15 protein-coding genes and 2 riboswitches are annotated in these 13,338 nt (G+C 41.1%); all 15 genes read left to right on the top strand.

The genetic code is table 11. The annotated features are described in order from the left end of the window. Positions 1-43: 43 nt before the first annotated feature. The 15 genes from ACR42H_RS23395 (at position 44) to sufC (ending at position 13,330) form a co-directional block, all read left to right on the top strand. Positions 44-1,828: an acyl-CoA dehydrogenase family protein gene (locus tag ACR42H_RS23395; protein ID WP_113883654.1), complete on the top strand. Its 1,785-nt coding sequence runs from the start codon at positions 44-46 to the stop codon at positions 1,826-1,828. Positions 1,829-2,309: 481 nt separating this feature from the next. Further along, the gene (locus tag ACR42H_RS23390; protein WP_113883853.1) at positions 2,310-2,669 is read left to right on the top strand and encodes an arsenate reductase family protein; all 360 of its coding nucleotides are present in this window, start codon (positions 2,310-2,312) and stop codon (positions 2,667-2,669) included. 88 nt (positions 2,670-2,757) lie between these two features. Beyond that, positions 2,758-3,141, top strand: coding sequence for a glycine cleavage system protein GcvH (gene gcvH, locus ACR42H_RS23385; protein WP_009331744.1), 384 nt, complete (start codon positions 2,758-2,760; stop codon positions 3,139-3,141). 166 nt (positions 3,142-3,307) lie between these two features. Continuing rightward, positions 3,308-3,547: a YusG family protein gene (locus tag ACR42H_RS23380; protein ID WP_113883653.1), complete on the top strand. Its 240-nt coding sequence runs from the start codon at positions 3,308-3,310 to the stop codon at positions 3,545-3,547. A 395-nt stretch (positions 3,548-3,942) separates the two neighbouring features. After that, positions 3,943-4,296: a toprim domain-containing protein gene (locus tag ACR42H_RS23375; RefSeq protein ID WP_034296067.1), complete on the top strand. Its 354-nt coding sequence runs from the start codon at positions 3,943-3,945 to the stop codon at positions 4,294-4,296. A 15-nt stretch (positions 4,297-4,311) separates the two neighbouring features. After that, entirely contained in the window at positions 4,312-4,620 is a 309-nt protein-coding gene (locus ACR42H_RS23370) for a thioredoxin family protein (protein WP_113883652.1), read from the top strand. Between the two features lie 151 nt (positions 4,621-4,771). Next, complete coding sequence (locus tag ACR42H_RS23365; RefSeq protein ID WP_113883651.1) at positions 4,772-6,043, top strand: MFS transporter; 1,272 nt, start codon at positions 4,772-4,774, stop codon at positions 6,041-6,043. Between the two features lie 223 nt (positions 6,044-6,266). Next, the gene (locus ACR42H_RS23360) at positions 6,267-6,605 is read left to right on the top strand and encodes a hypothetical protein (RefSeq protein ID WP_113883650.1); all 339 of its coding nucleotides are present in this window, start codon (positions 6,267-6,269) and stop codon (positions 6,603-6,605) included. 51 nt (positions 6,606-6,656) lie between these two features. Continuing rightward, positions 6,657-6,758, top strand: a riboswitch (SAM riboswitch). A gap of 245 nt (positions 6,759-7,003) precedes the next feature. Next, positions 7,004-8,320 carry an O-acetylhomoserine aminocarboxypropyltransferase/cysteine synthase family protein gene (locus ACR42H_RS23355; RefSeq protein ID WP_113883649.1) on the top strand — a complete coding sequence of 439 codons (1,317 nt, stop codon included), beginning with the start codon at positions 7,004-7,006 and terminating at the stop codon, positions 8,318-8,320. Positions 8,321-8,460: 140 nt separating this feature from the next. Next, a riboswitch (SAM riboswitch) is annotated at positions 8,461-8,564 on the top strand. Between the two features lie 153 nt (positions 8,565-8,717). Further along, a complete protein-coding gene (locus tag ACR42H_RS23350; RefSeq protein WP_436373497.1) occupies positions 8,718-9,743 on the top strand; it encodes a methionine ABC transporter ATP-binding protein in 1,026 nt (341 codons plus the stop codon). Next, on the top strand, positions 9,736-10,404 hold the full coding sequence (locus ACR42H_RS23345) for a methionine ABC transporter permease (protein WP_113883647.1): 669 nt from the start codon (positions 9,736-9,738) through the stop codon (positions 10,402-10,404). The genes ACR42H_RS23350 and ACR42H_RS23345 overlap by 8 nt, the downstream gene beginning before the upstream one ends. 12 nt (positions 10,405-10,416) lie before the next feature. After that, on the top strand, positions 10,417-11,262 hold the full coding sequence (locus ACR42H_RS23340) for a MetQ/NlpA family ABC transporter substrate-binding protein (RefSeq protein ID WP_113883646.1): 846 nt from the start codon (positions 10,417-10,419) through the stop codon (positions 11,260-11,262). 130 nt (positions 11,263-11,392) lie between these two features. Continuing rightward, a complete protein-coding gene (locus tag ACR42H_RS23335) occupies positions 11,393-11,764 on the top strand; it encodes a carboxymuconolactone decarboxylase family protein (RefSeq protein WP_113883645.1) in 372 nt (123 codons plus the stop codon). A 291-nt stretch (positions 11,765-12,055) separates the two neighbouring features. Then, the gene (locus tag ACR42H_RS23330; protein ID WP_166672523.1) at positions 12,056-12,208 is read left to right on the top strand and encodes a hypothetical protein; all 153 of its coding nucleotides are present in this window, start codon (positions 12,056-12,058) and stop codon (positions 12,206-12,208) included. 336 nt (positions 12,209-12,544) lie between these two features. Then, positions 12,545-13,330, top strand: a complete 786-nt coding sequence (sufC, locus tag ACR42H_RS23325; RefSeq protein ID WP_113883644.1) for a Fe-S cluster assembly ATPase SufC — start codon at positions 12,545-12,547, stop codon at positions 13,328-13,330. Positions 13,331-13,338 lie beyond the last annotated feature (8 nt).

The raw sequence follows: 13,338 nt of genomic DNA, 5'->3' as shown, positions 1-13,338 counted from the left end.
GCCATAGGCTTCTCCGCAAAAACAGAATGGAGGAAATAAGAAAATGTCAAACCAAACTGAAAACCTTATCAAAGGCGGAAGCTTTTTAATAGAAGATGTGTCCTATGACCGGGTTTTTACGCCTGAGGACTATACAGATGAGCAGGTTATGATTGCTAAGACGACTGAAGATTATGTTGTAAATGAAGTTGTTCCGCAAATTGAGCATCTGGAAAACCACGAATTTGACCGTTCGGTAAAGTTATTGAAGCAAGCTGGAGACCTCGGACTATTAGGCGCAGATGTTCCAGAGGAATACGGCGGACTTGCTTTAGATAAAGTAAGCTCTGCACTTATAGCCGAGAAAATGGCGCGTGCAGGCGGTTTTTCCATCTCGCACGGTGCACATGTTGGAATTGGTTCCCTTCCGATTGTTCTTTTCGGAAATGAAGAACAAAAGCAAAAATACCTTCCTGCACTGGCTACTGGCGAAAAACTTGCTGCCTATGCATTGACGGAGCCAAGCTCTGGTTCTGATGCTCTTGGAGCAAAAACAACTGCCAGGCTGAATGCTGAAGGTACGCACTATGTATTAAACGGAGAAAAGCAATGGATAACAAATGCAGGCTTCGCAGATGTATTCGTAGTATACGCAAAAATTGACGGTGAACACTTCTCTGCATTCATCGTAGAAAGAGAGTTCTCAGGTGTTTCTGTAGGAGCAGAAGAAAAGAAAATGGGAATTAAGAGCTCTTCTACCCGTACGTTAATTCTTGAAGATGCCCAGGTGCCAAAGGAAAACCTTCTTGGTGAATTTGGCAAGGGACATGTGATTGCATTTAATATCTTAAATATTGGCCGCTATAAGTTAGGTGTTGGAGCAGTTGGCGGTGCGAAGCGCGCATTCGAACTTGCCGTTCAATATGCCAATCAGCGCCAGCAGTTTAAGACACCAATCTCACAGTTTAATTTGACAAAAGAGAAACTTGGGACGATGGCTTCTAAGATATATGCCGCTGAAAGTGCAGTATACCGGACTGTAGGATTATTTGAGGACCGGATGAGCAAGCTTTCGGACGAAGAAGTGAAAGATGGAAAAGAAGTAGCGAAGTCAATCGCTGAATATGCTATAGAATGCTCCATGAATAAATTCTTTAATACGGAAGTCCTTGACTACGTAGTAGATGAAGGCGTTCAGATCCACGGAGGCTACGGTTTCATGGCTGAATATGAGATTGAAAGAGCTTACCGTGATTCACGCATTAACCGCATTTTCGAAGGAACCAACGAAATCAATCGTCTATTGGTGCCAGGCACGTACGTCCGCAAAGCACTAAAAGGAGAGCTTCCTTTATTCCAGAAAGCCCAGGCGCTGCAGGAAGAGCTTATGATGATGATGCCTGAAGAGCCTGGTGACGAGCCGCTTGCACAGGAAAAATATCTGGTGAAAAACGCGAAGAAAATAGGCTTGCTTGCAGCTGGGTTAGCAGCGCAAAAGTACGGAAAAGCTCTTGAAAAAGAGCAGGAAGTACTCGTAAACATTGCGGATATTATATCAAATGCTTATGCAATGGAGTCGGTTGTTCTTCGTACGGAAAAGGCTATTGAAAAAGCAGGACTTGAAAAGAACAAGCAAAAACTTCTTTACACCCAAATCTTCTGCCAGGAAGCATTTAACAAAATCGAGCAGGATGCAAAAGAAACACTTGTGGCAGTAGAAAACGGCGATGCCCTGCGCATGATGATGTCAGCACTTCGCAAATTCACCCGCCACACCCCAATCAACGTCATTGCAAAGAAGCGTGAAGCATCGGAAAAACTGATCGACGCGGAACGTTTTACAGTTTAATCGATTTTGGCCCCCTTCATTATGAAGGGGGCTTTCCTTTTTTCAAAGCTGTTTACTTATATTCTGTTGCTGCATACTAAGTTTATATATCTGAGTTGATTGGAGAGGAGGCGGCTTGATTCTCGAAAATACTGCTGCATTTCCTTCGTTCGGTGTAATCAAGGAAGCTTATTCAATGTCCGGGGGGAAGTGAGAAACCCCGCAGGCGAAGCCGGGGAGGCTCTCATCTCTCCCGGGGGACAGCAAGTGCGGAGCGGAAATCAACAGGCAACATACATTAGCAAACAACAATTATTATAAAAACAGTTTTTGGCAAAATAACCCTGCAAAAAATTTTTTTTTGCCAGAAGGATTATATAGAAATTTGTCGAATATTAAATTGGTGATCAATGTTATGATTTGTCATCCATTTATGTTACTATTCAATTAAAAGGCAGCAATTTTGGATAAGCCTGAATTTGCTAAAATGGGTGGTGAAAAAATGGCGTTGACTTTTTATTGGTATCCTAAATGCGGGACATGCCGAAAGGCCAAGAAATGGCTTGATGAACATAATCTGTCCTATGAAGAAATACATATAACAGACAATCCGCCTTCTCGAAGCGAACTTGAAACGCTTTATAAAAAGAGCGGTTTAGAACTAAAGAAGTTCTTTAATACGAGTGGTCAAAAATACCGGGAACTCGGACTGAAGGACAAGGTGAAGACCTCTTCGGAAGAAGAACTGCTGGATATTTTGGCAACAGACGGCATGCTGATTAAGCGTCCGCTGCTGACAGATGGAGAAAAGGTAACAGTGGGCTTTAAAGAAGAGGAATATGAAAAGACATGGCTTTCCTAAGCGCTGGATTTTAGCCTTGTAAGCCAAATTTAACCATGAGATCGATTTACTGATCATAAATTGAAATATTAATATGGAGGGATACATAATGAGCACACCAAAAGAATTACGTTATTCAGAGGAGCATGAGTGGGTAAAAACAGAAGATGGGAAAGTACGCATAGGGATTACGCATTTCGCGCAATCAGAACTTGGTGACATCGTATTCGTTGAGCTTCCTGAAGTTGGCGATGAGCTAAGTGCAAACGAGCCATTCGGAAGCGTAGAATCAGTAAAAACAGTTTCTGAACTTTATGCGCCTTTAAGCGGTAAAGTGGTTGAAGTAAATGAAGACCTTAACGACAACCCTGAATTCGTAAACGAATCCCCATATGAAAAAGCATGGATGGTTGTGGTGGAACCTTCAGATTTAAGCGAAGTAGAGAGCTTGATGACTGCTGAGCAATATGAAGAAATGACAAACGAAGACTAATGTATAAAAGCCGGTTCTATAAGAACCGGCTTTTATGCTGTTTATGGGTGAACCCGAATCTGTTCCAAGTGCTGCTGCTTTTTGTTTCTGGCTTTAATTGCTATTTTTCTTTTACAGAGAAAGGGCAAACTATAGATACCCAAATGCATGAAAGGATTGGTTACCCATGACATTGAATCAGCAGAAAATCGATATTACAGAACGGGTTGTCGGAAGGCTTAAAAATAATGGGATTGATCTTTATCTTGAGAACGAAAAAATCGGCCAAATCAGCCTTCCTGAAGGCTCTTCCTTTGACCTGGCCCATCATTTTGAAACCGACCACCAAAAAATATACCAGAATGTCTCCGTTCCAGATAAAGCGCAAGAGCGCTACACAGACTGTGACGAAGGCGGCTGGTGCTAATTACTGTAAACAGCGGATGGATTCCGCTGTTTATTTAATAGGTTAAAGCAATATAACCGAGCATACAATGAAATAGTCCATTTAAAAGTACTGAAATGATTATTTTTCTTCTAAAACATTTCCTTTATTATTAAACTGTAGAATTAATATGTAAAATCAGCGCAGTGCTAACCACCAATATGGGCAGGAGATTCACACCATAACCGAGAATAATGAATATATTAAGATGAAACCAATGCATGACTGGTTTTTGAATTTTGGCTGTTTTTGTAAGCTATGCTTACGATAAACCAAGTTTGTCAACGGGCTTCATTTACAATCTAACATCAATCTATGAGAAAACAGTCTTAACTTTAAAGCAACAGTTTTAAAATAACTCCTTTCAGGTGATGACGATGAACGAGGGAATTCCGGAAAAAGTTATTATTGTCGAGGGAAAGTCAGATAAAACGAAGGTAAAAAATATAATAAGAGAACCTGTAGAGATTATCTGCACAAATGGAACAATAAGCATTACCAAACTGGATGAATTAATTGACACACTGTTTGATAAGGATGTATATATATTGGTGGATGCCGATTCAGCAGGTGAAAAACTGAGAAAACAATTTAAAAGGGAATTTCCAGAGGCAGAGCATCTATACATCGATAGAATGTACAGAGAAGTAGCGACAGCACCGGAACATCATTTGGCTACAGTGCTGCTGGGAGCTAATATTGACGTTTATACACAATATTTAGACAGATAAAGTAAGGATGATAGTATGCAGGAATGGTCGCAGCTGGAGATTGAGGAAGCGGTTAACGGGCAAGAAACGGCCCTTATCTATTTGTATACGCCTATGTGCGGAACCTGTCAGATGGCAGGAAAGATGCTGACAGTTACGGAACAATTGCTGCCTGATCAAAAGATTGGGAAAGCGGACTTAAATTATATGCCGCAATTGGCTGAACAATGGGGAGTGGAAAGCGTACCTTGTCTCCTCATCTTTAAAGAAGGAGATTTACAGGAAAAATTATATGCATTCCGATCAGTTCCCTATTTGTTGGATAGAATCAGAAGCATCTATTGAAAAAACCAGGACCAAAGCTTCCTGGTTTTTTGCGTGTTTAAAAATATTGAGATCCGCCTTTTCAATATTCTAAATATATTTACAAAACCACTTCGAAAGAGTATGATACTTAGGGAATCGAAATAATCATACAGTGCAGGAAGGGATCCGGATGGCATTTTATAAAGAGTGGGCTGGCCAATTTAAAGGCTATAACCGCAATATAAAATTGGCTTTTATGGCGAATATCCTTACACAAATAGGCTTTGGGATATTCATGGTAATCTATAATTTTTACATAAGGGAGCTTGGCTACTCCGAAAGTGTTAATGGGCAAATCATATCTATGACTGCTCTCGCCACAGCACTGATTCTTGTGCCGGCAGGAATCGCCAGCGACCGAATTGGCAGAAAAAGAGCGATGCTGTTTGGGGCTGTTGCCACAGGTGTCGCTATGCTTTTCAGAAGTATGGTTGAAATGCAGGAACTCCTGATTTTATTCGCCTTTTTTACAGGGCTGACTACAGCATTTCTGCAAGTATCCGGCATACCATGGCTGGCTGAGAATTCAAAGGCTGACCAAAGGGTTCATTTATTCAGCATCCATTTTGCCATTATGACGGGTGCAAATGTAATCGGAAACTTAAGCGGAGGCATCTTAACGGATGTATTTTCTTTATTTGTTGATCAGCTCATCAGCATCCGGATTACACTTCTGGTTGCAAGTATTTTCTTCATAGCAGGTCTTGTTCCCATCCTGCGTTTCGCAGAAGCACCGATAGAAAAAAATGATGTAAGAGGCCTAAAAGATTTTTCGTTCAAAAACCTATCGGCTAAAAATGAAGGCGTCAAAATTATCGCCATGTTTGCTTTTGCGCAGCTGCTAATAGGAACTGGAGCAGGACTGGTTATCCCTTATCTAAATCTATACTTCGCAGACCGTTTTGAAGCTTCCAATTCAGCGATTGGCATTATTATTTCATTAGGGCAGGCTGCCACAGCTTTTGCTATGATTATCGGCCCGGTTGTGGTAAGGAAGGTGGGAGAAGTCAGAGCAGTTGTAATCCTGCAGCTCATGTCACTTCCTTTTCTGCTTTTAACTGCCTATACAGAGCATCTTTGGCTGGCTGCCATCGGCTTTTTGTTCCGGCAGGCATTAATGAATGCTGGAAACCCAATACAAATGTCGCTTATGATGTCCAGGGTAAATGATTCGATGAAAGGGCTGGCAAACTCCGTCAATCAGATGGTTTTTAATTTGGGCTGGGCTGTAATGGGACCTGTTTCAACAGGAATCGTCATGAGATATGGAGATTATTGGGGATATGCACTCGTATTCTCCATTACAGCTTCTTTATATTTGATAGGCTCTCTCTATTTTTTCTTTGTTTTCAGAAACTATAATAAGACAAAAACTGCAGCACCTTCCGTAAAAACAGTATAATCTGACATATTTCTCGGGAAATGAAAGACAATGCCTCATAAACTGGCATTGTCTTTCTGGTTTTTCCAGAGTTAATAACCTTTAACTTCGAGAACTGTCTAGCTCCAGCGCCTGGAGGGCAAGGCGCTGGAGCTTTTCTGATTTTGTCGAAAGAAAATTAAAGGATTGCAGCCCTTTATTACTGAATATTAAGGATGATAAACCCATTAAAAGAGGTGAGGCTGTGAAGGATTTACCTGATGTATTTATCCGGGAATTAAAGGCTAAAGGTCATCTTGGCTACTTTTTAAGAAAGTCAAATTTCTCTTTGCTTATTAAGGCGGGAAATATAAGCATTCCTCTGAAAATTTTAAATGGGGAAATCCGGAAGGCAGGTCACACCAGCCATTTTGATGTGGAGATCTATGGCTCTGAAAAAGCTGTGCTGTCACTGATTTTAGGAGAGTTAAAGTTAAGGGATGCCCTTTCCCAAAATATAATAAAGATGGAAACCACCTTCAGAGAAAAATTGCTCCTCGAAACCTTTTTCTGTTTAGGGAAAATTTCATATCACAATACTTGACCATTTTTTAAATAGTATGATAACATCGTTTTAACATTAATTAACTGAATATTCTTATCAAGAGAGGCGGAGGGACTGGCCCAGTGAAGCCCGGCAACCGGTAAAGTACACGGTGCTAAATCCAGCAGAGCGGGATGCTCTGGAAGATAAGAAGAGACGAAAAAGCCCTCTTCTTATGAAGATGGCTTTTTCAACTTATAAGAATCTTTATCTTTGATATTTGTTAACTGTCTAGCTCCAGGCGCCATCGGCTCTTAGGTCTAAGTTAATCCGTCAAAAGGTTAAAGAGCAGCCTTTCAGACGGTTCGTCTTATGCTTGCCGCCGATAAGCGGGCGCCTTGCGCTTTTCTTAGTTCTTCAATAAGAAATACTAAAATTTTTATAGAGGAGAGAAAGCAATGACTGATAAACAAAAAAATTACCGTTTTGAAACAATTGGAGTACATGGGGGACTGAAGCCAGACCCTGTAACTGGCGCAAGGGCGTTACCGATTTACCAGAATAATGCTTACCAGTTCAAGAATACAGATCACGCTGCAGATCTCTTTGCTCTTAAAGAACCAGGATATATTTATAGCAGGATACATAATCCGACTGTAAGTGTATTTGAGGAAAGAGTGGCCTTGCTTGAAGGAGGAGTTGGGGCCCTGGCTCTTGCAAGCGGACAGTCTGCCATTACGCTTGCCATTTTAAACATAGCTGAAGCAGGGGATGAAATTATTGCTGCGTCCAATTTATATGGCGGTACTTATAATTTGTTTGCAGTCACACTTCCCAAGTATGGAATTAAAGTGAAACTGGTAGATCCAAAAGATCCGGAAAATTTCCGTAACGCAATGACAGATAAAACAAAGGCCATTTTTGCCGAAACGATTGGAAACCCAAGCTTAAAAATCCTGGATATTGAAAAGGTTGCAGCAATTGCACACGAGAATGGTGTGCCTCTAATTGTCGATAACACCTTTGCTACACCTTATCTATGCAGGCCTATCGAACATGGTGCTGACATTGTTATACACTCTGCGACTAAATGGCTGCTCGGTAATGGAACCACAATGGGAGGAATTATAGTAGATGGCGGAAAATTTGACTGGAATTCCCATAAGTTTCCGGGCTTTACAGAACCTGATCCGAGCTACCATGATATTGTCTATAGTGAAGCAATTGGCGAGGCGGCCTATATTATCAAAGCGCGCGTTCAGCTGTTAAGAGACTTAGGTCCTGCTATGAGTGCGCAAAGTGCATTTCAATTTACATTGGGGCTTGAGACTTTGCATGTACGTATGAAAGAGCATGTTGCCAATACGAAAAAAGTAGTGGAGTATCTAGAGGCGCATCCAGCTGTTAATTGGGTGCTTTATCCTGGGCATGAAAGCCATCCGGACAAAAAATTGGCGGATAAATACTTGCCTAAAGGAGCTGGAGCTGTGGCTGTGTTTGGAATTGCTGGCGGAAGAGAAGCTGGGGCCAAGCTAATAAACAGCCTGCAGCTTTGGGCACATGTGGCAAATGTCGGGGATGCTAAGAGCCTGATTATCCACCCTGCAAGTACCACTCACCAGCAGCTGGATGAAGAAGGTTTAAAAGCTGCGGGAGTGCCGGAGGATCTAATTCGAATTTCTATCGGAATCGAGAATGCGGAAGATTTGATTGAAGATCTGGAACAGGCGATAGAAGCAGCTGCAGGCATTACATCACTTGCTGCGAAGGCATAAAGGAAAATTTACCATTCATTTTTTTCCGAAAGTTTAAAATTTCTTCGTTGACACCTTTTTGATAGCTGTGATACGATAGCAAACGTAATTAATAAACTGCTAAATTTATTTAAAGTATTAATTGAATATAAATCGTTACGCTCTTATCAAGAGAGGTGGAGGGAAGTGCCCTATGAAGCCCGGCAACCGTCAATTAATTGAAATGGTGCCAATTCACTCAAAGCATAGCTTTGACAGATGAGAGAAAGGACTTAATTTTTAATGCCTTTCTGCTCATGTGCAGAAAGGCATTTTTGCTTTTAGCGCATGAAAGCCTATAAGGAGTAAAAAATAGGGAAATAAAAGCAGTCTAATAATTATAATCTGTATCTTTCGATTAAAGAGGTGACAATTCACGTTGATTTATATAAAAGATGTACAGAAGATTTTCTCTTCAAAGAAAGGCCAGGTAAAAGCAGTTGACGATGTAAACCTGGAAGTAAAAGAAGGAGAAATCTTCGGAGTTATCGGATATAGCGGTGCAGGTAAAAGTACCTTGATCCGCATGCTGAATGGGCTGGAGCTTCCTACCCATGGCAGTGTGACAGTTGCAGGCAATGAGGTTTCAAAGATAAAGGGAAGCAAACTAAGAAAAGCGCGTCAGGAAATAAGCATGATCTTCCAGCATTTCAATCTATTATGGTCGAGAACGGTAAGGGAGAATATCGCTTTTCCGCTTGAAATCGCTGGTATTTCCCGGCAGGAAAGGCTGAAAAGGGTTGATGAACTCATTAAACTCGTTGGCCTTGAAGGAAGAGAAGATGCCTATCCTTCCCAGCTCAGCGGCGGTCAAAAACAAAGGGTTGGAATTGCCAGAGCCCTTGCCAATAATCCAAAAGTACTGCTTTGTGATGAGGCGACATCTGCACTTGATCCGCAGACTACAGATTCCATTTTGGAGCTGCTTGTTGACATCAATGAGCGTCTGGGCTTAACGATTGTCCTAATTACTCATGAAATGCACGTTATCCGTAAAATCTGCCATCGGGTTGCAGTCATGGAAGGTGGTCGAATTGTTGAAATCGGGCCAGTATTGGATGTGTTTAGGAATCCAAAAGCTTTGATAACAAAGCGGTTTGTTCAGCAGGTGACAGAGCCTGAAGAAACTAAGGAAACGGTTGATCACCTGGTCGATTTGTATCCAAAAGGAAAAGTAGTGCAATTAGGGTTTGTGGGCGAATCAGCTGAACAGCCATTGATTACAAACCTGATCCGTAATTTCCAGGTAACCGTAAATATACTTCAGGGAAAGATTTCCCAGACGCAGAACGGTTCCTACGGTACTTTATTCATTCATGTTGATGGAGAGGCAGAGGAAGTTGCAAAAGCGATTGAATTTATTCATTCTCAGCAGGTGGGCGTGGAGGTGATTTCCAATGCTTAACGAATGGTTTCCAAATGTGAAGTGGGACTCCATGTGGGAAGCTACAATGGAAACTCTTTATATGACAGCTATTTCTGTTCTCGCAACTTTTATTTTAGGTGCAATTCTGGGACTGCTGCTCTTCCTGACCTCCAAGGGCAACATTTGGGAAAACGCAGCAATTAATAAAATTATTTCAGCTTTCGTCAACATATTCCGCTCAATTCCGTTTATCATTCTGATCGTGTTATTGATTCCATTTACCAAGCTTCTTCTTGGGACAATGATCGGGGAAGATGCAGCACTGCCTGCATTAATTATTGGTGCCGCCCCGTTTTATGCCCGTATGGTGGAAATAGGCTTGAGGGAAATAGATAAAGGTGTAATTGAAGCGGCCAAGTCTATGGGTGCAAAAACAAGCACAATTATCTGGAAGGTTCTGCTTCCGGAATCAATGCCCGCCCTTGTTTCAGGAATTACGGTTACAGCCATCGCGCTGGTAGGCTACACAGCCATGGCCGGTGTCATCGGTGCTGGCGGACTTGGAAACCTTGCTTACCTGGAAGGATTCCAGAGGAGCCGCAGTGATGTGACGCTTATGGCGACTGTCATTATTCTAGTAATTGTATTTATCATCCAGTTTATTGGAGATATCATAACAACAAAATTAGACAAACGTTAAGGAGAGATTTATATGAAAAAGTGGTTATCACTTGCTCTTGCACTTGCAGTAGCACTTGTTCTCGCAGCTTGCGGGACTTCAGAAGAAGACGGCAATGCCGGTGAAGGCGGAGAAAGTAAAGAAAGCACTAAAATTACAGTAGGGGCTTCCAACGTACCTCACGCTGAAATTCTTGAAGAGGCAAAGCCATTGCTTGAAGAAAAAGGCTTTGAACTTGATGTTGTGCCATTCCAGGATTATGTATTGCCAAACCAAGCACTTGAGTCTAAAGAGCTGGATGCAAACTATTTCCAGCATATTCCTTACCTTGAGTCACAGAAAGCTGAACATGGATATGATTTTACAAATGCAGGCGGAATTCATATTGAGCCAATCGGAGTATATTCTCAAAAATATAAGAGCCTTGACGAACTTCCTGAGGGTGCATCAATCATCATGAGCAACTCAGTAGCAGACCATGGCCGTATTCTCTCCATGCTTGAAGCAGAGGGACTTATTACTTTAAATGAAGATGTGGAAAAAACCGAAGCAACTCTGGATGATATTAAAGACAATCCTAAAAAGTTAAAGTTTGATACTGAATATGAAGCGTCACTTCTTCCTCAAATCTATAATAATGGAGAAGGGGATGCAGTCCTGATCAACTCCAATTATGCAATTGATGCCGGATTGAATCCTCTTAAGGATTCAATTGCAATTGAAGACAAAGATTCACCATACGTAAATGTGATTGCTGTCCGCTCAGGCGATGAAGAAAAAGAAGGAATCAAAGCTCTTGTAGAAGTGCTTCGTTCTAAAGAAATTCAGGATTTCATTCTTGAAAAATATAAAGGTGCCGTTGTACCGGTATCTGAGTAAGAGTGAAAAAAACAGGCGTCCAAAGTCGCCTGTTTTTTATTTTCCATTATATCCAGGCTCTGCACCCGCATAGTTTAAAAAGCAATCAAACATACTAACTTTGATAATATTTTGAATGGAGTGGAGCCAAATGGAACATTATCATGAACCTTCAAACTCGATAGAAGAAGCCCTTCATGACTATAAAGTTGGATTGGGTGTTTTCACTGAAAAAATGCCCGATTTAGCACAGCACTATAATGCTTTTACAGAAGCCTGCTTTAAGGAAGGGGTTTTATCCCAAAAGGAGAAGCAGCTGATTGCACTCGGAATCAGTTTATATTCTCAGGATGAATACTGCATTATTTACCATACGAAAGGATGCATCGATCAAGGTGCGTCTGAAGAAGAAATTCTAGAGGCAGTAGGGGTTACTGCAGCTTTTGGCGGCGGTGCCGCAATGAGCCAGGCGGTTACGCTTGTCCAGGAGGCTATGACAGAATTAAATCAGCAAAATCATTAATTTTCAGCTCCTGCTCAATAGCAGGAGTGTTATTTTTATCATGAAAATTTCAGAAAATTATTGAAACAACCATTAATCGAGAGGATATGGCCAGTATTTTAAGGATGCGCATTATGAAAGCGCCTCATGAGTCCTCGTTCCTTATTTTGCTAAAAAAATCAGGTTTTTTCCGCTTTGTGCGGGGTATATGATGAGTGTTAAGATTTTAAATGTAAAACTAAATGCGAAAGCATTAAAAACCGAAAGGATTGATTCATTATCAGTCAGTTACAGCTGAACTACACGAGTGAAATGGAAAAAGCTATGCAAGCTGCCCATGGAGTTGGATATGAAGTGTACAGCCGGAAACATGATATTCGAATGGAAGTTGAAAAAAGACGCGAAGAAGACTATCTTCAAAGCCAGCGCTTAGTTGCGGATCTTGATAGAAAAATTCATTCCTAGGTTATAGGTATATATAATAATGAAGAAAATAGAAACCAGTGCCAATTATGCGCTGGTTTTCTTTTTTGCCATACATGAAATGACAGCCCCGGGAAAAAATAGATGGGACATACCAGGTTCCCGGTTATTTTACACTTTGATGCGATTAAAATAATATGATAAAATCTATATTTACAGGCTTTCTAAACATTTTTGTTTGAAAAGTTTGTTAATGGTCTTAAAGAGTTGCTATGAAATTTGATTTGTTATAAGATTGTAATGAGAATAAAATGAGAATAGAGATTTGCGGCTGCAGGCCGATTTACAAATCTTCTTTTATTGACGGAGGTATATATTATGGCAGGATCAGTACTTACAATTAAAGACCTTCATGTTGCTATTGAGGGAAAAGAAATATTAAAAGGTGTAAACCTTGAAATCAAAGGCGGAGAAATTCACGCCATTATGGGACCGAACGGAACGGGTAAATCTACTTTATCCTCTGCAATCATGGGCCATCCTAAGTATGAAGTAACACAGGGAAGCATCACATTAGATGGTGAAAATGTTCTTGAAATGGAAGTTGACGAACGCGCACGTGCAGGTCTATTCCTTGCAATGCAATATCCAAGTGAAATCAGCGGCGTCACAAATGCCGATTTTTTACGTTCTGCAATTAACAGCCGCCTTGAGGAAGGCAATGAAATTTCTCTTATGAAATTCATCCGCAAAATGGACAGCAAGATGGAATTCCTTGAAATGGATCTTGACATGGCTCAGCGTTATTTAAATGAAGGCTTTTCAGGCGGAGAAAAGAAGCGCAACGAAATTCTTCAATTAATGATGATTGAACCTAAAATTGCGATTCTTGATGAAATTGATTCCGGTTTGGATATCGATGCACTAAAGGTTGTTTCTAAAGGAATCAATGAAATGCGCGGCGAAGAATTTGGCTGCTTAATCATTACACACTACCAGCGCCTTCTAAACTACATCACTCCTGACCATGTTCATGTGATGATGCAGGGACGAGTTGTAAAATCTGGCGGTCCAGAGCTTGCACAGCGCTTAGAAGCTGAAGGATATGACTGGATTAAAAAAGAATTGGGCATTGAAGACGAAACAGTTGGGCAAGAAGCGTAAGCGTTAGG

Origin of the sequence: Cytobacillus sp. BC1816 (genome assembly GCF_051353635.1) — a bacterium.
Classification (GTDB): Bacteria; Bacillota; Bacilli; order Bacillales; family Cytobacillaceae; genus Cytobacillus; species Cytobacillus oceanisediminis_C.
The sequence above is the reverse complement of the archived record's forward strand: the minus strand, read 5'-3'. Positions and strand labels throughout refer to the sequence as shown.